Annotated in this window: 22 protein-coding genes; 14 read left to right on the plus strand and 8 right to left on the minus strand. The window is 59.5% G+C overall.

Annotated features, from left to right (window positions below; genetic code table 11):
* Nucleotides 1-26: 26 nt before the first annotated feature.
* A complete protein-coding gene (locus tag ACXHXG_RS09225) occupies nt 27-308 on the minus strand; it encodes a DUF2188 domain-containing protein (RefSeq protein WP_104823716.1) in 282 nt (93 codons plus the stop codon).
* Between the two features lie 231 nt (nt 309-539).
* On the opposite strand from ACXHXG_RS09225, the gene ACXHXG_RS09230 reads away from it, so the two are divergent.
* Nucleotides 540-1,637: a calcium:cation antiporter gene (locus tag ACXHXG_RS09230; protein WP_457899107.1), complete on the plus strand. Its 1,098-nt coding sequence runs from the start codon at nt 540-542 to the stop codon at nt 1,635-1,637.
* A 140-nt stretch (nt 1,638-1,777) separates the two neighbouring features.
* On the opposite strand, the gene ACXHXG_RS09235 is transcribed toward ACXHXG_RS09230, so the two are convergent.
* Entirely contained in the window at nt 1,778-2,980 is a 1,203-nt protein-coding gene (locus ACXHXG_RS09235; RefSeq protein ID WP_457899108.1) for a pyridoxal phosphate-dependent aminotransferase, read from the minus strand.
* A 457-nt stretch (nt 2,981-3,437) separates the two neighbouring features.
* Here ACXHXG_RS09235 and ACXHXG_RS09240 point away from each other — a divergent pair, with 457 nt between their 5' ends.
* The 6 genes from ACXHXG_RS09240 to ACXHXG_RS09265 all read left to right on the plus strand — a co-directional run bounded on the left by ACXHXG_RS09240 (nt 3,438) and on the right by ACXHXG_RS09265 (nt 10,012).
* Nucleotides 3,438-5,840: a marine proteobacterial sortase target protein gene (locus ACXHXG_RS09240; RefSeq protein ID WP_457899109.1), complete on the plus strand. Its 2,403-nt coding sequence runs from the start codon at nt 3,438-3,440 to the stop codon at nt 5,838-5,840.
* A gap of 4 nt (nt 5,841-5,844) precedes the next feature.
* Nucleotides 5,845-6,519, plus strand: coding sequence for a class GN sortase (locus ACXHXG_RS09245; RefSeq protein ID WP_457899110.1), 675 nt, complete (start codon nt 5,845-5,847; stop codon nt 6,517-6,519).
* A 123-nt stretch (nt 6,520-6,642) separates the two neighbouring features.
* Complete coding sequence (locus tag ACXHXG_RS09250; protein WP_457899499.1) at nt 6,643-7,734, plus strand: PQQ-dependent sugar dehydrogenase; 1,092 nt, start codon at nt 6,643-6,645, stop codon at nt 7,732-7,734.
* A 94-nt stretch (nt 7,735-7,828) separates the two neighbouring features.
* Nucleotides 7,829-8,719, plus strand: a complete 891-nt coding sequence (locus ACXHXG_RS09255) for a DMT family transporter (protein WP_457899111.1) — start codon at nt 7,829-7,831, stop codon at nt 8,717-8,719.
* A gap of 499 nt (nt 8,720-9,218) precedes the next feature.
* On the plus strand, nt 9,219-9,434 hold the full coding sequence (locus ACXHXG_RS09260) for a cold-shock protein (RefSeq protein WP_004116423.1): 216 nt from the start codon (nt 9,219-9,221) through the stop codon (nt 9,432-9,434).
* A 146-nt stretch (nt 9,435-9,580) separates the two neighbouring features.
* Nucleotides 9,581-10,012 (plus strand): BA14K family protein, encoded by a 432-nt coding sequence (locus ACXHXG_RS09265; RefSeq protein WP_104823722.1) that lies wholly within the window; start codon nt 9,581-9,583, stop codon nt 10,010-10,012.
* Between the two features lie 63 nt (nt 10,013-10,075).
* Here ACXHXG_RS09265 and ACXHXG_RS09270 read toward each other — a convergent pair whose 3' ends face one another.
* The gene (locus ACXHXG_RS09270) at nt 10,076-10,714 is read right to left on the minus strand and encodes an MBL fold metallo-hydrolase (protein ID WP_457899500.1); all 639 of its coding nucleotides are present in this window, start codon (nt 10,712-10,714) and stop codon (nt 10,076-10,078) included.
* Nucleotides 10,715-10,888: 174 nt separating this feature from the next.
* On the opposite strand from ACXHXG_RS09270, the gene ACXHXG_RS09275 reads away from it, so the two are divergent.
* A complete protein-coding gene (locus ACXHXG_RS09275) occupies nt 10,889-11,506 on the plus strand; it encodes a DUF1236 domain-containing protein (RefSeq protein WP_457899112.1) in 618 nt (205 codons plus the stop codon).
* Between the two features lie 245 nt (nt 11,507-11,751).
* Nucleotides 11,752-12,012, plus strand: a complete 261-nt coding sequence (locus tag ACXHXG_RS09280; protein WP_104823724.1) for a hypothetical protein — start codon at nt 11,752-11,754, stop codon at nt 12,010-12,012.
* Nucleotides 12,013-12,084: 72 nt separating this feature from the next.
* Here the strand turns inward: ACXHXG_RS09280 and ACXHXG_RS09285 are convergent, their stop codons facing one another.
* Nucleotides 12,085-12,975 carry a branched-chain amino acid aminotransferase gene (locus tag ACXHXG_RS09285; protein WP_104823725.1) on the minus strand — a complete coding sequence of 297 codons (891 nt, stop codon included), beginning with the start codon at nt 12,973-12,975 and terminating at the stop codon, nt 12,085-12,087.
* Between the two features lie 257 nt (nt 12,976-13,232).
* Here ACXHXG_RS09285 and ACXHXG_RS09290 point away from each other — a divergent pair, with 257 nt between their 5' ends.
* The 4 genes from ACXHXG_RS09290 to ACXHXG_RS09305 all read left to right on the plus strand — a co-directional run bounded on the left by ACXHXG_RS09290 (nt 13,233) and on the right by ACXHXG_RS09305 (nt 16,508).
* Nucleotides 13,233-13,709, plus strand: a complete 477-nt coding sequence (locus tag ACXHXG_RS09290; RefSeq protein ID WP_104823726.1) for a MarR family winged helix-turn-helix transcriptional regulator — start codon at nt 13,233-13,235, stop codon at nt 13,707-13,709.
* 89 nt (nt 13,710-13,798) lie between these two features.
* The gene (locus ACXHXG_RS09295) at nt 13,799-14,500 is read left to right on the plus strand and encodes a response regulator (protein WP_104823727.1); all 702 of its coding nucleotides are present in this window, start codon (nt 13,799-13,801) and stop codon (nt 14,498-14,500) included.
* A gap of 25 nt (nt 14,501-14,525) precedes the next feature.
* Nucleotides 14,526-15,905 carry an ATP-binding protein gene (locus ACXHXG_RS09300; protein ID WP_104823728.1) on the plus strand — a complete coding sequence of 460 codons (1,380 nt, stop codon included), beginning with the start codon at nt 14,526-14,528 and terminating at the stop codon, nt 15,903-15,905.
* A 21-nt stretch (nt 15,906-15,926) separates the two neighbouring features.
* Complete coding sequence (locus ACXHXG_RS09305; protein ID WP_104823729.1) at nt 15,927-16,508, plus strand: DUF1349 domain-containing protein; 582 nt, start codon at nt 15,927-15,929, stop codon at nt 16,506-16,508.
* Between the two features lie 35 nt (nt 16,509-16,543).
* On the opposite strand, the gene ACXHXG_RS09310 is transcribed toward ACXHXG_RS09305, so the two are convergent.
* The 4 genes from ACXHXG_RS09310 to ACXHXG_RS09325 all read right to left on the minus strand — a co-directional run bounded on the left by ACXHXG_RS09310 (nt 16,544) and on the right by ACXHXG_RS09325 (nt 18,899).
* Entirely contained in the window at nt 16,544-16,885 is a 342-nt protein-coding gene (locus tag ACXHXG_RS09310; protein ID WP_457899113.1) for a tRNA-binding protein, read from the minus strand.
* Between the two features lie 20 nt (nt 16,886-16,905).
* A complete protein-coding gene (proC, locus tag ACXHXG_RS09315; RefSeq protein ID WP_104823730.1) occupies nt 16,906-17,745 on the minus strand; it encodes a pyrroline-5-carboxylate reductase in 840 nt (279 codons plus the stop codon).
* 1 nt (nt 17,746) lies between these two features.
* A complete protein-coding gene (locus ACXHXG_RS09320; protein ID WP_104823731.1) occupies nt 17,747-18,247 on the minus strand; it encodes a type III secretion system chaperone family protein in 501 nt (166 codons plus the stop codon).
* A 391-nt stretch (nt 18,248-18,638) separates the two neighbouring features.
* Nucleotides 18,639-18,899: an accessory factor UbiK family protein gene (locus ACXHXG_RS09325; protein ID WP_104825153.1), complete on the minus strand. Its 261-nt coding sequence runs from the start codon at nt 18,897-18,899 to the stop codon at nt 18,639-18,641.
* Between the two features lie 264 nt (nt 18,900-19,163).
* On the opposite strand from ACXHXG_RS09325, the gene lgt reads away from it, so the two are divergent.
* Nucleotides 19,164-20,051 (plus strand): prolipoprotein diacylglyceryl transferase, encoded by an 888-nt coding sequence (gene lgt, locus ACXHXG_RS09330; protein ID WP_104823732.1) that lies wholly within the window; start codon nt 19,164-19,166, stop codon nt 20,049-20,051.
* Nucleotides 20,052-20,089: the final 38 nt, after the last annotated feature.

Genomic DNA, 20,089 nt, shown 5'->3' on the forward strand with positions numbered 1-20,089 from the left:
CGGCAGCTTCACGCAGGCCATAACGTTTAGGCGCCGGGAGCCGTATCGACAGGCGGGAAACGGACCTTACCGTCGACAACCTCAGTTTCCGGTCGGTCGCCGCCATCGGTATATTCTTCGTGCCATTTACCACGCTCGTCCTGCCAACTGATCTCGGCCGAATCGCCGCCGACCTGCTGCTCGGCCGCCACGATCCTGGCCGCCTCCACTGCTTCGGAATGAGTCGGAAATGCCTCGGAATAGACGTCGCCGAAACGATATGCCCATCCTCCATCATGTGGCACAATTTCGTAAGTGACCTTGACCATTCACAGCCTCCTTCTCATCTGCCAAGACCTTCGGATCCGAGTACTACCCGGCAGGACCGCGGTCCATCTGAGACGATTTGCAAGGATGCCGCGATATTGGGTTGGGCAGACCGATCGAGACAGTATTCCATTAAACGGCGCGGACTGCAAATCTTGTCATCTCCGCGCATGCTTGATGTGCGAAATCATTGATTTAGACTGAGAAAGTGAATCCGTGCGAAAGGTGAGGACTTGGCAATATCGAGCTGGCTGAAGCAGGAAAAGTTCCTGATCATCGCGTTTGCAATCGCTGTAATCGCCTATCTCGGTGAGCATACGTTGCTAGAAATGGGGCGGGTCGCATCCCTGTTGGCCACCGCCGCATTGATTGCAACCATCGTACTTGTCTCGATGCGCGTTGCCCACCACGCCGAGATTCTGGCGACGAAAGTCGGCGATCCTTATGGCACGATGATCCTGACGCTGTCGGCCGTCGCCGTCGAAGTGATCATGCTGGCAATCCTGATGGGCGGCGAAAGCTCGCCGACGCTGGTGCGCGATACGATCTATTCCGCCGTCATGCTCGACATCAACGGCATCCTTGGCCTTGCGGCGCTGATCGGCGGCCTGAAGCACGGCGAGCAGCCCTATAACGACGATTCCGGCAAGACCTACGGCGTCATGATCCTAACGGCCATGGGCATTTCGATGATCGTGCCGGAGTTCATCCCCGATGTGAAATGGCACTATTACTCCGCCTTCACCATCGTGGCGATGATCGCGCTCTACGGCCTCTTCCTGCGCATGCAGGTCGGTCAGCACAGCTATTTCTTCAGCTACAGCTATCCGCGCGCCGAGAAGAAACATGGCGCGCAGGAGGATCATCATGGCGAAGATGCCACCGCGACCTCCATCGTCACGATCCTGATCGGCGTCGTGCTGATCGGCGGGCTTGCCGAGTTCATGTCAGCTTTCATGGATGTCGGTCTAAGGGATAGTGGCGCGCCGCCGGCGATTGCCGCCATTGTGGTCGCCGCCATTTCCGCCGCCCCCGAAATCCTGACCGCACTGCGCGCGGCACTACGAAACCGCATGCAGGCGACCATCAACATCGCCATGGGCGCCTCGCTCTCGACCGTCATCCTGACCGTGCCGGTCATGGAGGCGATCGCGCTCTATACCGGCCAGCCCTTCATCATGGCCATGTCGCCGGTACAGACTGTGATGATCATGATCACCCTGATTGCCGCCGCGATCAATCTCAACGATGGCGAGACCAATGCCATCGAAGGCATGACCCACTTCATCCTCTTCGCCACCTTCATCATGCTGACGGGATTGGGGCTTTGACTATAATTTCAATGACTTGCACCGACGGGCGGACTCAAATTGCGAAGCACTTGAATCAGTTGATGAACCCGAAGCCATCGGCCTGAACGTAAAAAGCCCGCCATCTTTGGCGGGCTTTCATTTGACTTATCTTCGACTGCTTACTTGCAGGCCGCGCAGAAGCGCTGGATGCGGCGGCAAGCTTCTTCGAGAAGGTCTTCCGAAGTCGCGTAGGAAATGCGGAAGTTCGGGCCGAGGCCGAAGGCCGAACCGTGGACGACGGCTACGCCTTCCGATTCCAGGAGTTCCGAGACGAAGTCTTCATCGGTTTCCATGACCTTGCCGGTCGGCGAGGTCTTGCCGATCAGGCCGGCGCAGGACGGATAGACGTAGAAGGCGCCTTCCGGAACCGGGCACGAAATGCCCTTCGCCTGGTTCAGCATCGACACGACGAGATCGCGGCGGCCTTCGAAGATCTTCTGGTTGCGCGGAATGAAGTCCTGCGGACCGTTCAGCGCTTCGACGGCAGCCCACTGCGCAATCGAGGTCGCACCCGAGGTCTGCTGACCCTGGATCATGTCCATCGCCTTGATGAGCTGCAGCGGGCCGGCAGCATAGCCGATACGCCAGCCGGTCATCGCATAGGCCTTCGAGACGCCGTTCATCGTCAGCGTGCGGTCGTAGAGGCTGGGCTCGACCTCGACCGGCGTGGCGAACTTGAACTCGCCATAGGTCAGGTGCTCATACATGTCGTCGGTCAGAATCCAGACATGCGGATGCTTGACCAGCACGTCCGTCAGCGCCTTCAGCTCGGCATGCGTATAGGCAGCACCCGACGGGTTGGACGGTGAGTTGAACATGAACCACTTGGTCTTCGGCGTGATCGCCTTCTCAAGGTCGGCAGGCTGAAGCTTGAAGTTGTTCGCCTGCGTCGTTGCGACGAAAACCGGAGTGCCGCCGCAAAGCGCCACCATTTCCGGGTAGGATACCCAGTAAGGCGTCGGGATGATGACCTCATCGCCGGCGTTCAGCGTCGCCATGAAGGCGTTGAACAGGATCTGCTTGCCGCCGGTGCCGACGATCGTCTGCTCCCAGGTATAGTCGAGATTGTTCTCGCGCTTGAACTTGGCGGCGATCGCCTTGCGCAGCTCGGGGATGCCGGAGACCGGCGTGTACTTCGTCTCGCCGCGGTTGATCGCGTCGATGGCGGCTTTCTTGATATTGTCCGGCGTATCAAAATCCGGCTCGCCGGCGCCGAGGCCGATCACGTCGCGGCCTTTTGCTTTCAGCTCGCGCGCTTTTTGGGAAACGGCGATGGTGGCAGAAGGCTTTACACGGGAAAGAGCGTCGGCAAGAAAGGCCATGATGATCGGTCCTAATCGGTTGAAGTGGGCAGAAAGCCTGTGGACCAGATTTCTGCGCTAAGCTCTATGTCGAATGTAGCCCGCTGTTTCAAGCACAAAGGCGTCACAGTGACGTTATTTCGAAAGCCGTAGACGGCGCGCCACACGTCATCGTTGGGCTGCCATACGCCCGCCATTTTCCGAAACGAAGCTCACCCACACGCTCCGGCTGAATGGAGCGAATGAAAGGCGGACAGATGCGAACGCTCTGCCCGGCGGTTGAATCATTTTGTGAAGCGGCTGATTCAAGCTCTCAAGTCATCGGAAATTCTTCACGAAAATCATACAGATCGTCATACATCTTGATTGCCACAAATTAGCCTTAACAAATGCTTTACGGCGCCGCAATTCGGTCCTGAAGGAGCCCACCTCTCACACTTTTATCGTGCAATCGGAACCAGTAACGCAGGGGGTAGCCATGTTTCTGGGTGACGAATGCACAACCGAGCGCCTTAGGGCGCGCAATCTCATCTCTTCCTTCTCGATCGCAATGACAACATTGGCCGCATTGGCGGTCGTGATGCTGAGTCTCATCACCACCGCACGCGCCGAAGTCGCCGGCCAGGCCGGCCAATCCGGCCAGCAGCTCGCCGGCCTCGTTCGCCCGAACGACGTCAACAGCGGCTCGCTGCTCTTCCCATCCAAGGAGCCTGGCTATTATGTCGAGGCACCGCGCCTGAAGACGGATGTCGAGATCGACGTCACCGGCCCGGTTTCCCGCGTCAAGGTTACACAGCGGTTCCAGAACCCGAGCAAGGGCTGGGTCGAAGGCACCTATGTTTTCCCGCTGCCGGACAATGCAGCCGTCGACACGCTGCGCATGCAGATCGGCGACCGCTTCATCGAAGGCCAGATCAAGCCGCGCCAGGAGGCCCGGCAGATTTATGAGGATGCCAAAGCCCAGGGCAAGAAGACGGCCCTGCTCGAACAGCAGCGGCCGAACATCTTCACCAATCAGGTTGCCAATATCGGCCCCGGCGAAACCGTCGTCATGCAGATCGAGTACCAACAGAGCGTCCATCAGTCGTCCGGCGAATTCTCGCTGCGCTTCCCGATGGTCGTCGCGCCGCGCTATAACCCGCAGCCGATCGTTCAGAGCGTCGAGTTCAACAATGGCACCGGCTTTGCCGTGCCGCAGGACCCGGTGCCGAACAGAGAGAAGATCGAAGCTCCAGTTCTCGATCCGCGTGAAAATGCCAAGATCAATCCGGTATCGCTGACCGTCAACCTCAAGGCCGGCTTCCCGCTCGGCGAGGTAAAGTCCGCCTTCCACGAGATCAATATCACTGAGAACGGCGAACAGAACCGTGCGATTTCGCTGAAAGGCGACTCCGTGCCTGCCGATCGCGATTTCGAGCTGAGCTGGAAGGCGGCTCCAGGCAAGACGCCGAGCGCCGGCCTCTTCCGGGAAATGAAGGACGGCAAGACCTATCTGCTCGCCTTCGTCACGCCCCCGACGGCACCGGATGCGACGACGGAGCGGCCGAAACGCGAGGTGGTTTTCGTCATCGACAATTCAGGCTCCATGTCCGGCCAGTCGATCGAACAAGCCCGCGCCAGCCTGGCGCTTGCGATCTCCAAGCTGCAACCCGGCGACCGCTTCAATGTCATCCGCTTCGACGACACGATGACCGACTATTTCCACGGTCTCGTCGCCGCCACACCGGATAACCGGGAAAAGGCGATCGCCTGTGTCGATGGCCTGACCGCCGCTGGTGGCACGGAAATGCTCCCGGCCCTGTCGGATGCACTCCGCAATCAGGGACCGATCGCCAATGGCGCGCTCCGCCAGGTCGTCTTTCTGACCGATGGCGCGATCGGCAACGAGCAGCAACTCTTTCAGGCGATCAGCCAGAACCGCGCCGAAGCCCGCGTCTTCACCGTCGGCATCGGCTCCGCACCGAACACCTACTTCATGACCAAGGCCGCCGAAGTCGGTCGCGGCACCTATACCGCAATCGGTTCGCAGGATCAGGTGGCCGAGCGCATGGGCGCATTGTTCACCAAGCTCGAAAATCCGGCGATGACCGACATTGCCGCCAGCTTCGACAATGCCAAGGCTGACGATATCACACCCAATCCGATGCCCGACCTCTATACCGGTGAACCGGTGGTGCTGACAGCCGAGCTCTCCGACGCACAGCCGAACGGCAAGCTGCAGATATCAGGCAAGACCGGCGCCCAGCCCTGGCGCGTCGAAATGGACATCGCCAATGCCGCCGAAGGCAAAGGCATTTCGCAGCTTTGGGCGCGCCGCAAGATCGACGATATCGAGGCTCGCGCCTATGAGATTCAGGATCAAGGAGCGCTGGACAAGCAGGTCGAAGCGGTGGCACTCGCCCACCACCTCGTCTCACGCGTCACCAGCTTGGTCGCCGTCGACGTCACGCCCTCCCGCCCCACCGACCAGCCGCTTGGTTCCGCCAAGCTGCCGCTCAACTTGCCCGCCGGCTGGGATTTCGACAAGGTCTTCGGCGAAGGCGAAGCTCCGGTCACTGCGCCCAGCGGCGAACGCAAGGCCTCGGTCGAGCCGATCGGCACGACCGATGAACAGGCTGAAGCAGATCAGGCCGATATTAACGGCGCCATGCTTCCCAAGAACGGCTCAGCAAGGCGACAGTCCGCGCTGGCAAGCCAGATTGCCGCCGCGCCGACACCCGCAACCGCCGGCATGATCGCCCGCCAGGCCACATCGAGTGTCAACCTGCCGCAAACTGCGACACCGGCCGAGCGGAACATCCTGATCGGCCTGACCTTACTTGTTTTCGCGGCGATCGCGGCGGGGCTGATGCTGCTGCGCCGCCGAGTCTTTGGATGGTGATGTGATGGGAGGGGAAAGCACTGCATTTTCCCCTTCTTCTCCCCTCGGGAAGAAGGCATTTACACGCCTCGAAAAGCTCGCCCTCGCCTGCATCGCCGCCCTTGCCGTGACAGGCCTGACCTTCCTCGGCAACGGCCTCTATATGAAAGCCAAAGCCGAGCTTGCGCAGATCCTGCTGAAACGCGCCTTCGCCGCCGAGCTTCGTGGCGAGGATGCAAAGCCGTGGCCCTGGGCGGATTTCACCACCGAGGCCGAGGTCCGCGCGCCCCGGATCGGGGCGGAAGCGATCGTGCTTGCCGGCGCCAGCGGCCAAGCGCTAGCTTTCGGGCCTGGCTGGCTGACGAATACGCCACAGCCGGGCGAAGAAGGCACCGCCGTCATTGCCGCCCATCGCGATACACATTTCCGCTGGCTGAAGGATATCAAACCGGGCGATCTGATCGAAGTCACCCGCCGCGACGGTAGGGTACTCACCTTCCGGGCCGGTCAGGGCCGTGTCGCACCATGGGACCGGAACGGCATCGATCCCGCCACGCCCGGTCGTCACCTGGCACTCGCCACCTGCTGGCCATTCGGCGCCGTCACGCGCGGGCCGCTGCGTTATATCCTTGATGCCGAGTTAGTGGACACCGCCAAACAAACGGCTTTACTGGACACAAAGACGTTACCCTCGCCGTAACGCGCCTTGAACAGCAATCCGCTCGTCCCACGTTGCATAAACAGTTCATCGAAGGGAGGAGACGGATTGAAGCGCCTTCACAGAACGGGATATTGCACTGTCCTTGCGGCTTCCGCGCTGCTGATGGCGAACGCCGCCCTTGCCGATCCGGTCAAGACGATCGGCACGCAGAAGGTCAAGGTGAAGATCGAGACGATCGCGAGCGGCCTCGACCATCCTTGGGCCGTCGAAGTGCTGCCGGATGGCGCCTACCTCGTGACGGAGCGACCGGGCCGGATGCGCGTCATCCGTGATGGCAAGACGTCGGCTCCGATCGCCGGCGTGCCGGATGTCTATGCCCGCGGCCAAGGCGGCTTGCTTGACGTCGCCCTCGATCCAAAATTCGCCGGCAACCGTACCATCTATTTCACCGCTTCCATCGCCGCCGGCGGCGGCAGCGGCACGGCAGTCTTCCGCGCGGTCTTATCGCCGGACGAACGGCGCCTGACCGACGTGAAGCGCATTTTTGTGATGAACAAGATGTCGCGCGGTAGCATCCAATATGGCTCGCGCATTGCAATCGCCAAGGACGGCAGCCTGTTCGTCAGCCTCGGCGACCGCGGTGAACAGGACCGAGCCCAGGATTTCCAAGACGATGCCGGTTCGATCATCCATATCGGAGCTGACGGCAGCATTCCCGCCGACAATCCGTTCAAGGATGGCGCAAAGGCCCTGCCGGAAATCTGGTCCAAGGGGCATCGCAATCCCGAAGGCATTACCTTCGATGCTGCCGATGGCAAGCTCTATACGGCTGAACACGGCGCCAGAGGCGGCGATGAGATCAACACACCGGAGGCGGGCAAGAATTATGGCTGGCCGGTGATCTCCTATGGACGCAACTATACCGGCACCAAGATCGGCGTCGGTACGGCAAAGAAAGGCATGGAACAGCCGCTTTTCTATTGGGACCCGTCGATCGCGCCCGGCGCCATCGCCGTCTATCGCGGCAAAATGTTCCCAGAATGGAAAGGCGATTTCCTCGTCGCAGCGCTGAAATTCGAGCTGCTGTCCCGTCTCGATCGCAACAGTAGCGGCAAAGTGACCGAACGCGAACGCATATTCGACGGAGAATTCGGCCGGTTGCGCGATGTCGTGGTCGCGCCGGACGGAGCGCTGTTGCTCACGACGGACGAAGACGATGGCGCGTTGCTGCGTGTTTCCAGGGCCGCGGAATAATGCAGGCCGCCGCTAATGGCCTTCGTGCTTGCCCTGAGGAAAAGCAACTGCTAACGGTCGGTCTCCCCTTTCCTCCCCCTCCCGTAGGATGCAGATGACTCGCATACAGGCGAATTTGGTGTTGTTGTTGGCTGCCGCCATCTGGGGCGGCGGCTTCGTCGCGCAGTCGACGGCGATGAAAGCCATCGGGCCGTTCTGGTTCATCGGCCTGCGCTTCGCCGTTGCCACCATCGTTGTCCTGCCCTTTGTCTGGATGGAAAACCGCAAGGCCAAAAAACCGCTGACGCGCCGGAACTGGCTTTCCTTCTTCCTCATCGGCGTTGCGCTCTTCGGCGGAGCGGCAACGCAGCAGATCGGGCTTTTGACGACGACCGTCACCAATTCCAGCTTCATCACCGGCCTCTACGTCGTTTTCGTGCCGCTGATCGCCGTCGTCTTCCTGCGCCGGCCGCCGCATTGGATCGTCTGGCCGGCGGCGCTGACAGCGCTCGGCGGGATATATCTGTTGTCCGGCGGCTCCTTTTCACGGCTGACGGTCGGCGATTTCCTGACCGTCATCTGCGCCCTCTTCTGGGCAGCGCAGATCACCCTCGCCGGCTCCTCCGTCAGCGAAACCGGCCGCCCGCTCGGAATCTCCGCCATGCAATTTGCGGTTACCGCGATCGCAGCCCTTGCGGTCGCCGTAATTGCCGAGCCGATCAGCTTCGCCGCCATCCAAGCAGCACTGGGCGAAATCCTCTATGTCGGCATCTTCTCGTCCGGTCTTGCCTTCGCGCTGCAGCTTATCGGCCAGCGTTATACAACCGCGCCCCAGGCTGCGATCTTCCTCTCCTCCGAGGCCCTGTTCGGCGCCTCGCTGGGCAGCCTGCTGCTCGGCGAAACCATGGGACCCCTGGGCTATGCCGGCTGCACCCTGATGTTCATCGCCATGCTTGCGGTGGAGTTGGTGCCGGAACTCGTCCGGCGGCGTAGCATCGCAGCGTGAAAATTGTTGAAAATACGCGTTATGGCTGTTCTGCGCCGCCCTTAATGAATTTTTTTCGAATGATCCGAAAGATGGATTTTGGCTATATCATTTGGGAAAATTTCGCCAAAATTATATCGCAAACGATACAAAAACCTTAGAAACTAGTTGTCGGCGTGGGAAAATTTGCGATTCGCGCTAACACACTTGCATTACGGCAGTGTGCTCTCCGGAACACGTTAAAAAACTTTTGCTTGCCAATTCCCGATAAACACAGCACTCTCAGCGCTGTTCGGGCATTTTTAGAGCATGGGAAGTCCTTAATAAAGTTGCGCGCCGGAAACGCTAAATTATTCCGGTCAGCTTGGTTGAGAAACGATGCGCGAATTCGCTTCGAAACCACGCCGAGGTATAGGGGACCTTTTCCTTCAAATTGCGAGAACTGCCTGCAAGCGCCCGCAAGGGCAATACAGCAATGCTGCCCGTGTGGATGGTGGGCAGAGAGAAAAGGACCTGAGGCATGGCCGAGACTGGCACTGTAAAGTTTTTCAATACCGATAAGGGCTTCGGTTTCATTAAACCGGACAAGGGTGGCGCGGACATCTTTGTGCACATTTCCGCAGTACAGGCTTCTGGTCTGGCAGGACTGTCAGAAAATCAGAAGGTAAGCTTCGACACGGAACCGGATCGCCGCGGCAAGGGACCGAAGGCTGTCAATCTTCAGATTGCCGGCTGAGAGCGCCTTACGGCTGTCATTCGAGTTGAAGCCCGGCAGTGATGCCGGGTTTTATCATTCAGTCTGCATTCAGCTTGCCGTGTCTAGTGTGTCCTCCATAAAGATTGGGAACTACGGTCTTCCGGTTCCCCTTAGAGGACAGACTCATGAACATGCTCGGCAAATCCCTCCTTATGTCCGCCATGGCTGCAGCCCTGACGCTGACATCCATGTCTACCGCTTCGGCCGATGACCGTTGGCATCATCACAACGGGGAAGGTTGGGCAATTGGCGCGGCAGGTCTCGCCACCGGCCTCATCGTCGGCTCCGCAATTGCCAGCCAACCACGTTATGTCGAACCTGATCCGGTCTACGTCGATCCCGACTATGCGGCGCCCGCGCCCTATTACTATCGCGCGCCACCGCGCCGCGTCTATGTCGAGCGTGATGTCGGCTATTACGCACCGCAGCCCGTCGGCCTGCGCCCCTGGTCGTCCCAATGGATGCGTTATTGCTACGACCGCTACAGCAGCTTCGACGGCCGCAGCGGTACCTATCTCGGCTATGACGGCATGCGGCATTTCTGCACAGCCAATTAATCCCTGTGCAAGCTGATGTCTCGAAAGGAAGCGCCGCCATCGAGCGGCGCTTTTGTTTTGGCGTCAAAGCCCCCGCAGGAAGGGATTGGTGCGCCGCTCTTCGCCGATCTGGCCGCCGGGGCCGTGGCCGCAGATGAAGCCAACATCGTCACCCAGCGGAAACACTTTGTCGCGGATCGACTCCAAGAGCTGCTGGTGATTGCCGCCCTGCAAGTCGGTACGGCCGATCGAGCCGTGAAACAGCACGTCGCCGACATGGGTGAATTTCTGCGTTCTGTTGAAATAGATGACATGGCCCGGGGCATGGCCGGGACAATGGAAGACCTCAAACTCATGTTCGCCGAAGGAAACCTTGTCACCGTCCTTCAGGAAACGATCCGGCACGACGTTGCGAACGCCCTCGATGTTGAACATCTTGCTCTTCGCCTCGATATCCTGCAGCAGCGGGCGATCATCCTCATGCGGGCCGATGACCTCCAGACCCAGCGCTTCCCGAAGTTCGTCGGCGCCGCCGGCGTGGTCGATGTGACCATGCGTCAGCCAGATCGCCTTCAGCACGATGCCATTTTCGCGCACCGTCTGCAGGATAACATCGACGTCACCGCCGGGATCCACCACGACTCCCTCCTTCGTTTCCGGATCGAACAAGATGGTGCAGTTCTGTTCGAAGGGTGTCACCGGAATGATGCCGGCCTGGAGCATGCCCATGGGAAGCGCCTCGTCTGTTGAATGCATATCCCGCCGATATAATCCCAAACACCGGGCAAAACAGCCCCTCCTCCCCGGAAAATGCCGAGACTGCAAAACAGCGCAGCGGAACCCTCCGCCCCTGCGAGCGTTTGCACAGGTAGGCTGCCAAAGCAGAGGAGAAAACCAATGTTCGCAAAGAGAAACTTGCTGCTGACGGGCCTTGTGCTCCTGGGCAGTGCCGGGCTCGCGCAAGCGCAGATGTCGGCGACAACTGCGACCGATCTCAACGTGCGCACCGGCCCTGGTCCGCAGTACCCGAGTGTCGGCATGGCAACCCGCGGCTCTGAAGCGACCCTCGACGGCTGCATCCAAGGCAGTAGCTGGTGCCGCATCGATGTCAATGGCATGCGCGGCTGGGTGGACGCCGAGGCCCTGAGCGTTGAGCAGAACGGCAATCCGGTGGTCGTAGAGGAGCACTACAGTCAGCTCGGCGTACCGACGATTACCTATACCGAAACTGATCAGGCGACGACGGGCAGTGTTTCCCCCTCACCGGACGACGAGCTGATCGGCCCGGTCAGTGAGGTCGATGCCGTCGCCCCGCCGGCGGAAGTCCGCACCTACATTACCCAGAACCGGGTCAACACCGTGCGCCTGCGCGGCAACGTCGTGGTCGGCGCCACCTTGCCGCAAAGCGTCGTCATCCACCGTATCCCGGATTATCAATACAGCTACGTGGAAGTGAACCGCCAGCCAGTGCTGGTCGATCCGAATACCCGCCGCATCGTCTACGTGTATCAATGATTCACGGCCACTAATCGACATTCCTCAAAATCGCCGGCGGCCAAAGGGCCGCCGCTCTTTTTGCGCGGACTTTCCCGCCGATTATTGCAGAATTCTCCCGTATGAGTTGCCTTCCTGTTTTCACCGGCCGATACATGATGTATTCCTAATATCGACGAGGATTACCGCCACTCCCCAGGCATGAGCAGGGATGTGGCAGAGGGCATTCCGGAAAGGGCTTCCGGGACAAGGGGGAGAAGGTAATCATGGAAAGTCTGGGGCCAATCATCACACAACTGATCGCCGGCGCAATCGGCGGTAACGCGGCCAGCGCCGCCCTGAAGCAGGAAGGGATCAATCTCGTCGCTAGGACGATTGCCGGCGCCGTCGGCGGTCTGGGCGGCGGCCTCATCCTCAACCTGATCGGCAGCGAAGCGCTGACGGGCATTATCGCACAGGGCATCTCCGCGCTCATCGCCGGTGGTGTGCTCTCGGCGATCGTCGGCGCAGTTCTCGGCCGGAAATAAGACGAGGTGTCGGATAGAACAGGAGCCGGGGCGGACCAGCCACACCCGGCTTTTACGGGCTATTCTAAGGTCTTATGCGGCGGCAGCCGCGGTCGGATACACTTCCTTCATGTAATCGTTCATCAGCGTTTCGCTGATCGATGCCGGCGTGAACCGATAGGGGCCGATTTCCGAGACCGGCGTCACTTCCGCCGCCGAGCCCGTCAGAAAACATTCGCTGAAATCGGGCAACTCTTCCGGCATGATCGCCCGTTCGATAACCTGCAATCCGCGACGTTTGGCAAGCTCGATCACCGTCTGGCGCGTAATGCCGTTCAGGAAGCAATCCGGCGTCGGCGTATGGATGACGCCGTCTTTGACGAAGAAGATATTGGCGCCCGTCGCTTCCGCCACCTGGCCGCGATAATCAAGCATCATCGCGTCGGCATAACCCTTGGCTTCGGCCGCATGTTTGGAGATGGTGCAGATCATGTAGAGGCCGGCGGCCTTGGAGGCGCAAGGTGCGGTCTTCGGATCGGGGCGGCGATACTCGGCGATGTCGAGGCGGATACCCTTCAGCTTTTCGGCCGGATTGAAATAGCTGCCCCATTGCCAGATCGCGATCGCGACATTGATGCGGTTGTTCTGGGCGGAAACGCCCATCATCTCGCTGCCGCGCCAGGCGATCGGCCGCACATAGGCCTCGGAAAAGCCCTGCCGTTTCAGCAGTTCGATTGTCGCCGCATCCAACTCGGCGACGCTGTAGGGAATTTTGAAACCGAGAATGTCGGCGGACTTGTGAAGACGCTGATTGTGCTCCGTCAGCTTGAAGACCCGGCCGCCATAGGCGCGCTCGCCTTCGAAAACTGCGCTCGCATAATGCAGACCATGGGTCAGCACATGAATCTTAGCGTCCTTCCAGGGCACGAATGCGCCGTTGAACCAGATCTCCCCATCCAGTTGATCAAAAGGAACCGATGCCATCTTGCTTCTCCTCCGGCGCCCGGACGCCATGACTGTTGATTGTTGTCCCCATTACGCATTATCCACGATGGAAGTGGGGAAAATATGAGACGTGTTGGAGTTTTGCGCAGCCGGGCTTAGTTTCCAAATATGGCCATATCCGTCCGGGCGGCGCAAGATCGGCGAAAACTAGCAGCGGCGCAAAAATACGTCAATAAAGCTGACATATTTTTGCGTAAGTTTCCCGATTGCCCCAAAATAGGAAAGGAAATGCCAAGGTGCCACGACTGACGAGCCCAAAAGCAGTAAAACCGGAGCTGCTGGCGACGCCGATGGAGAATGCGGGGATCATCGATTTCGAGATTATCGAGCTGCTTTTCTTTGCCTATCGGGACTTCGTGTCCGATCCCGACCAGATTCTGGACAAGAGCGGATTCGGTCGCGCCCATCACCGCGTCGTCCATTTCGTTAACCGCGAACCCGGCATGACGGTTGCGGACCTGTTGGAAACATTGAAGATCACCAAACAGAGTTTGGCGCGGGTTCTCAAACAATTGATCGATTCAGGGTATATTCATCAGGTGGCCGGGCCTGAGGATCGTCGGCAGCGCAAGCTCTATCCGACACAAGCCGGCCGCGATTTGGCACTGGCGCTGGCCGAGCCGCAATCGCGCCGTATTGAACGGGCATTCGAAGGCGCGTCCGATGCGACGCGCGAAAGCGTCAAAAGGTTCCTGAGGGGAATGCAGGACTGAGCCATGGTCTCGAACCGAAGAGCCGCAAAGCGGGGTTTTGGATAAGACCATCTCAATCAAACGGATAGAACAAGATCGAGACGGATTGAATGACAACAAAAACAGCAATTTCGGACGATGCAGCGCACCTCCTGGTCGTGGATGACGACACGCGTATCCGCGCCCTTCTCAACCGTTATCTCATGGAAAAGGGATTCCGGGTGACGGCCGCCGCCGATGGCGCAGAGGCCCGCCGTAAGCTCGAAGGGCTCGATTTCGACCTGATCATCATGGACGTGATGATGCCCGGCGAATCCGGAATCTCGCTGACGGCAAGCCTGCGCGCCATCAAGAGCATTCCGATCATCATGCTCACCGCCCTTGCCGAGTCCGAAGCCCGGATCGCCGGACTGGAAGCCGGCGCCGACGATTATCTGCCAAAGCCTTTCGATCCGCGCGAACTCGTGCTGCGCATCAACAATATCCTGCGCCGCAACGCGCCGGCCGATGCGCCGAAGATCGAACAGGTAATGTTCGGCCCCTATACCTTCTCGCTGACCCGCAAGGAGCTGAAAAAGGCCTCCGAGCTCATCCGCCTGACCGACCGGGAGCAGGAAATCATGCTGCTTTTTGCCAAGCGCGCCGGCGACACGATTCCCCGCCACGAACTGATCGGCAGCGACGCCGAAGTCGGCGAGCGCACCATAGACGTGCAGATCAACCGCCTGCGCCGCAAGATCGAGGACGATCCGGCCAACCCCATCTGGCTGCAGACGGTGCGCGGCATCGGCTATCGGCTGAGCATAGATTAATTTCAATTCCCTGGGATCAGCGGCGATGGTGACATTCGACTCGATCAGACGCGACCAAGAGCACATGCCCTCCAATGGCATGCGCTGGCTTTCGCGCTGGTGGCGGCGACGACTGCCGACCGGCCTTTATGCGCGTACGCTGCTGATCTTCATCCTGCCCATGATCATCCTGCAGGCGGTCGTCACCATCGTCTTCATGGAGCGCCACTGGCAGATGGTGACGCAACGCCTGTCGATGGCCACCACCCGCGACATCGCCGCCGTCATCGACATCATCCAAACCTATCCGCAGGATGCCGACTATTCCCAGGTCGCGCAGATGGCCCGGCAAAAGCTCGACCTCGCCATCTCCATCGAGCCGGGCGGCGAACTGCCGCCGCCGCGCGAGAAGCCGTTCTTTTCGATTCTCGATGGCATCTTGAGCGACGAAATCCGCGACCAGATCAATCTCCCCTACTGGGTCGACACGGTCGGCAATTCGAGCCTCGTCGAAATCCGCATCAAACTGCCGGACAAGGTGCTGCGCGTCTTTGCCAAGCGGAGCCAGACCTACGCCTCGAATACGCATATCTTCATTCTTTGGATGGTCGGCACATCGCTGGTGCTGATCGGCATTGCCGTCTTGTTCCTGCGCGGCCAGATCCGGCCGATCCTGGCGCTGACGCAGGCCGCCGAGAGTTTCGGCAAGGGCCAGCGGCTGGAGAACTATTCGCCGCGCGGCGCCGACGAAGTGCGCCGCGCCGGTCTCGCCTTCATCCTGATGCGCGAGCGCATCGAACGGCAGATCGAACAGCGCACGGCGATGCTGTCCGGCGTCAGCCATGACCTGCGCACCGTGCTCACGCGCTTCAAACTGCAACTCGCCCTTGTCGGCGACAATCCCGATCTTGTCGGCCTCAGCGAGGACGTCGAGGACATGCAGAGCATGCTGGAAGGCTATATGGCCTTCGCCCGGGGCGAGGCGGAAGAGGATGTAGGCAAGCTGCGGCTCAGCGATATCCTCGACAAGGTCGAACAGGACTTCTCGCTGCACGGCAAATCCATGAGCTTTTCCATCGATGGCGACAATGAAATCTCCGTCCGTCCGAATGCCTTCACACGGCTGGTGACAAACCTCGCCTCCAATGCGCGCCGCTATGCACACACGCTACGTATCGAAGCTAAGCACAGCCCCAAATGGCTGACGATTAATTTCGACGACGACGGCCCCGGCATTCCCGTCAATGCGCGAGAGGATGTGTTCAAGCCGTTCTTCCGGCTGGACGAGGCGCGCAATCTCGACAATTCCGGCACCGGCCTCGGCCTTGCCATTGCCCGCGATATCGCTCGCAGCCACGGTGGCAATGTCACGCTCGGCGACAGCCCGTTGGGTGGCCTGCGCGCCACCATCCGCATTCCCGCTTGAGGACCCAAGAGAGGACATTGCATGCCGATCGACATCAACGACATGCATTGGCTCAATCTGCCGCCGGCCTGGGAAATGAATAACGGCCGGCTCATCGTCCGCTCCGGCGACAAGACGGATTTCTGGCAGGGAACCTATTACGGCTTCCACCGCGACGACGGCCATTTCCTCGGTCGACATTGGCATGGCGACTTCACCGCCGAGATCACTTTCATCGGCCACTATCGCGAACTCTACGACCAGGCCGGCCTCATGGTCCGCCATGACGACATGCACTGGATGAAATGCGGGATCGAATATACCGACGACGCCAAGCATTTCAGCGTTGTGGTCACAGACGGCAATTCCGATTGGTCTGCCTTCCGGCTCGATCATGAGTTTGACGCCATGTCGGCGCGGGTGACGCGCAACGGCGACGCGCTTTTCGTTCAATACCGCACCGACAAGATGAACGAGTGGCGCATGGCCCGCCTCGCCTGGTTCGACCCTACGCTGGAAGACGTCGCCATCGGCCCCGTCTTCTGCTCACCGCAACGCGATGGTTTCGAAGCCGAGTTTCTGGATTTCATTGTATCGGAGCCGGTGTCGCGGGATATTCATTAACGTAAGACCTTCTCCCAAGCGGAGAGAAGGTAAGATCACATCATCTTCCTGCCATTCGGCACCGGCTGGGTCACGGCCGCAAGCACGATCGCGCCGGCTTCGTCCTCAAAGCCAAGGGTCAGCACTTCGGAGCGGACGGGACCGATCTGGCGCGGCGGAAAGTTGACAACGCCGAGGACCTGGCGGCCGATGAGGGATTCCGGCGTGTAATGCACGGTGATCTGCGCCGAGGAACGCTTGATGCCGATCTCCTGTCCGAAATCGATCTTCAATTTGAAGGCCGGCTTGCGTGCTTCGGGAAAAGGCTCCGCCTCGATGATCGTCCCGACACGAATATCCACGCGCTCGAAATCGCCATAGGTGATCTCTTCCGCCATAGGCACACCCTCTGGAAAATTTAACCGGCCAATTCCTGCGCGCGCTTGCGCGCTGCCTCCAGCGCCTCATCGAAGAGAGGCTGCATGCCATCTTCCGCCATCAGAACGGCAAGGGCTGCGGCAGTCGTTCCGCCGGGAGACGTCACGTTCTGACGCAGTCGCGAAGCGTCATCGGGGGACTGATGCAACAATTCACCAGCCCCCGCGACAGTTTCCCGTGCGAGACGCATGGCGAGGTCCGCCTGCAGGCCGAGCTTCCGGCCCGCCTCCGCCATGCACTCGACGAGATAAAAGACATAAGCCGGTCCGCTGCCGGAAACGGCCGTTACCGAATCGATATCGGCCTCCGCTGGCACCCACTCGACCGGACCGGACACCTTCAAGAGATTTTGCACCAACTGGCGCTGGCGCTCGCCGACTTTGGCATTGGCAAACGCACCGGTAACGCCGCGGCCAACCATGGCCGGCGTGTTCGGCATTGCGCGCACCATCGCCGCTTCACCGAGATGATTTTCAAGAAAAGCCAATGTCTTACCGGCAGCAATCGACACCACCACCGTATTCGGCCCGATCGACGCCTTGAATGGCGGCAATACATCTTCCATGACCTGCGGCTTGACGGCGATGAAGAGAACGCCGGCGGTCACACCTGCGGGAACGCTGGTAACATGGCTCGCACCGGCATCGGCGATCAACTTCAGCATCGCCTCGGACGGCTTGGGATCCACGACGGTCACCGAGGAACCCGGCACGCCGTTCTTCAGCCAACCCGTCAACAGAGCGCCGCCCATGTTGCCGGCCCCGATCAGGATGATCGGATCGGAGGATGCGAAAGCGCTCGATGATGCCTCAGTTGCCATATCAGGCTTCGCCCACGGTTTCGAAAAGCACGGCTTCCATGGCGCGGTTTGCGTCAAGGCCGGACCACACTACAAATTGGAAAGCCTGATAGTAAGCTTCGCAGGTGTCAAGAGCATTGGACAGCAACACTTCCACCTGCCGGTTGGTCGGCTCGGCGCCGCCGGAAAGCAGCAGCGACTGCCGGAAGATCACGATATCCTCCTGCCGCCAGAGATCGAAATGTCCCATCAGCACCTGGCCGTTGATGCAGGACAGCAGCTTGATGACCTCGTTGACGCGCGGATCGGGAACTTTGATGTCGAAAGCGCAGGCAATGTGCAGCGCCTCGAACTCCTCCATCCAGGAGAAGGAGACATGATAATCGGTCCACCGGCCTTCGACGGTCATGGCGATTTCATCCTCGCCGGACCGCTCGAACGACCAGTCATTATTGGCGGCCACGAACTCGATCATATCGACCGGATTCGACTGTCGTTCGACTTCCATTTCCATAAGGCTCATGCAGCACCTTCTTGACCGGAATGAATGCAGCTTCCCCGTGCTCGAACACTGAAAAAACGCAAACAGTTTTACTCCGGAAACATACTCGGGATGATGTTGAACGGCCGCCAGACTAACGCATCCACCCTGCCCGGAGCTTACCAAGTCCGTTTCGAATCATCATTTAAAATCAGTGTATAACGGCATGCCCGGCATGCCAGCCCCTCATCGGAGATTTTGGCGAAGGGCGCTGTGGACAGCTCTTCCGATGTCTATTCAGAAGGGAGTCATAACTGACTCTGACGATTGGCTTTTTTGCCAGTGTCCACAGGTGGAAAAACTGTCGAAAATTTTAGAGGAAAAATGCGCGGCAGACGCGTGCCGCGCCGATTTCTCGCAAAATTAATTGCGATTACTTGCCTTCGGAGGAAAGACGCGCTTCCAGCGCTTCGATTCTTGCAAGCAGCGCTTCGTTTTCGTCGCGCGCCTTGATTGCCATTTCGCGAACGGCTTCGAACTCCTCGCGCTTGACGATATCCAGGCTGTTCAGCCAACGCTCGGCCTGGGCATTGAACGCCGTTTCGATCTCGCGGCGCACGCCCTGGGCAGCACCGGCGGCATCGGTCATCAGCTTGGCGAATTCATCCAAGATACGGTTCGGTCCAGTGCTCATAGTGATCTCCTTACGGCCGTCGGCCCCGAAAATGGACGGCATCATAGATGGGGCCAGATAGATCTGAGGTAAGATTTCCGAGGGTTCGATGCAAGCAAATTGAGATAGAGCGGGACAACCGGTGCCGTGGTGCGGGACACACGAATAATCGACTTGACCGTTTCAGTAGCGAACGCCATGTTCCGCGCACATTGGATTTAGCATGCTCTTATCCAATAGCTGCGTCATAGCTTTGGGAATCATGCTCTAACGGACCCGACAATCTTGCTGACATCCGCCTACCTCGCCGCCATCCTGCCGTTTCCGGATATCGATCCGATCGCCTTTTCGCTCGGGCCGCTGTCGATCCACTGGTACGGCCTCGCCTATGTCGCTGGCATCCTGCTCGGCTGGTTTTATGCGAGACGACTGGTCGACAATGGCAAGCTCTGGCTGAACGACACAGCGCCGATGACGCGTGCGCATCTGGACGACTTCATCCTGTGGGTCGCCTTCGGCATCGTGCTCGGCGGACGCATCGGCTATATCCTGTTCTACGACCTCGATCCGGTGCTCGCCAATCCGATCCGCGCCATCGAGGTCTGGAATGGCGGCATGTCTTTCCACGGTGGATTGATTGGCACGACCATCGCCATGATTTTGTTTGCCAATCGCAACAAGATTCCGGTTTGGAGCCTGTTCGATATCGTCGCCGCCGTTGCCCCGATCGGTCTTTTCTTCGGCCGTATCGCCAATTTCATCAACGGCGAGCTCTGGGGCCGGACCACCGATGTGCCCTGGGCGATGGTTTTCTGCAGCCCGCATATCATAGCCGCTCACCAGGGCGTCTGCCCTGCCGGCCCTGATCCGCGCCACCCCAGCCAGCTCTATGAAGCCGGCATCGAGGGCATCGTGCTCTTCACCGTCCTCTTCATCCTCACGCGCTGGGTGTTGGCGCTGAAGAAGCCCGGCACCGTCAGCGGCGTCTTCGTCATCGGTTACGCCTTCTCGCGCATTTTCGTCGAATTCTTCCGCCAGCCTGATGAGCAGCTCGGCTATCTGCTTGGCACGAACTGGCTGACCATGGGCATGGTGCTCTCCCTGCCAATGGTCGCGATCGGCCTGTGGGCCGTTATCCGCGCCCGCCACGTTGCAGCCAGGCAGACGGCTTGAACTCTGGGTTTAATGTCGCATGATCCGCCCGAAAGCCG

It is taken from the genome of Rhizobium sp. LEGMi-198b, assembly GCF_054114205.1.

Bases quoted from the DNA above. Each gene is read 5' to 3' on its own strand.
- ACXHXG_RS09225 (WP_104823716.1), bottom strand. From the start codon at position 308: ATGGTCAAGGTCACTTACGAAATTGTGCCACATGATGGAGGATGGGCA.
- ACXHXG_RS09235 (WP_457899108.1), bottom strand. From the start codon at position 2,980: ATGGCCTTTCTTGCCGACGCTCTTTCCCGTGTAAAGCCTTCTGCCACC.
- ACXHXG_RS09240 (WP_457899109.1), top strand. From the start codon at position 3,438: ATGTTTCTGGGTGACGAATGCACAACCGAGCGCCTTAGGGCGCGCAAT.
- ACXHXG_RS09245 (WP_457899110.1), top strand. From the start codon at position 5,845: ATGGGAGGGGAAAGCACTGCATTTTCCCCTTCTTCTCCCCTCGGGAAG.
- ACXHXG_RS09250 (WP_457899499.1), top strand. From the start codon at position 6,643: ATGGCGAACGCCGCCCTTGCCGATCCGGTCAAGACGATCGGCACGCAG.
- ACXHXG_RS09255 (WP_457899111.1), top strand. From the start codon at position 7,829: ATGACTCGCATACAGGCGAATTTGGTGTTGTTGTTGGCTGCCGCCATC.
- ACXHXG_RS09260 (WP_004116423.1), top strand. From the start codon at position 9,219: ATGGCCGAGACTGGCACTGTAAAGTTTTTCAATACCGATAAGGGCTTC.
- ACXHXG_RS09265 (WP_104823722.1), top strand. From the start codon at position 9,581: ATGAACATGCTCGGCAAATCCCTCCTTATGTCCGCCATGGCTGCAGCC.
- ACXHXG_RS09270 (WP_457899500.1), bottom strand. From the start codon at position 10,714: ATGCTCCAGGCCGGCATCATTCCGGTGACACCCTTCGAACAGAACTGC.
- ACXHXG_RS09275 (WP_457899112.1), top strand. From the start codon at position 10,889: ATGTTCGCAAAGAGAAACTTGCTGCTGACGGGCCTTGTGCTCCTGGGC.
- ACXHXG_RS09280 (WP_104823724.1), top strand. From the start codon at position 11,752: ATGGAAAGTCTGGGGCCAATCATCACACAACTGATCGCCGGCGCAATC.
- ACXHXG_RS09285 (WP_104823725.1), bottom strand. From the start codon at position 12,975: ATGGCATCGGTTCCTTTTGATCAACTGGATGGGGAGATCTGGTTCAAC.
- ACXHXG_RS09295 (WP_104823727.1), top strand. From the start codon at position 13,799: ATGACAACAAAAACAGCAATTTCGGACGATGCAGCGCACCTCCTGGTC.
- ACXHXG_RS09300 (WP_104823728.1), top strand. From the start codon at position 14,526: ATGGTGACATTCGACTCGATCAGACGCGACCAAGAGCACATGCCCTCC.
- ACXHXG_RS09305 (WP_104823729.1), top strand. From the start codon at position 15,927: ATGCCGATCGACATCAACGACATGCATTGGCTCAATCTGCCGCCGGCC.
- ACXHXG_RS09310 (WP_457899113.1), bottom strand. From the start codon at position 16,885: ATGGCGGAAGAGATCACCTATGGCGATTTCGAGCGCGTGGATATTCGT.
- proC (WP_104823730.1), bottom strand. From the start codon at position 17,745: ATGGCAACTGAGGCATCATCGAGCGCTTTCGCATCCTCCGATCCGATC.
- ACXHXG_RS09320 (WP_104823731.1), bottom strand. From the start codon at position 18,247: ATGAGCCTTATGGAAATGGAAGTCGAACGACAGTCGAATCCGGTCGAT.
- ACXHXG_RS09325 (WP_104825153.1), bottom strand. From the start codon at position 18,899: ATGAGCACTGGACCGAACCGTATCTTGGATGAATTCGCCAAGCTGATG.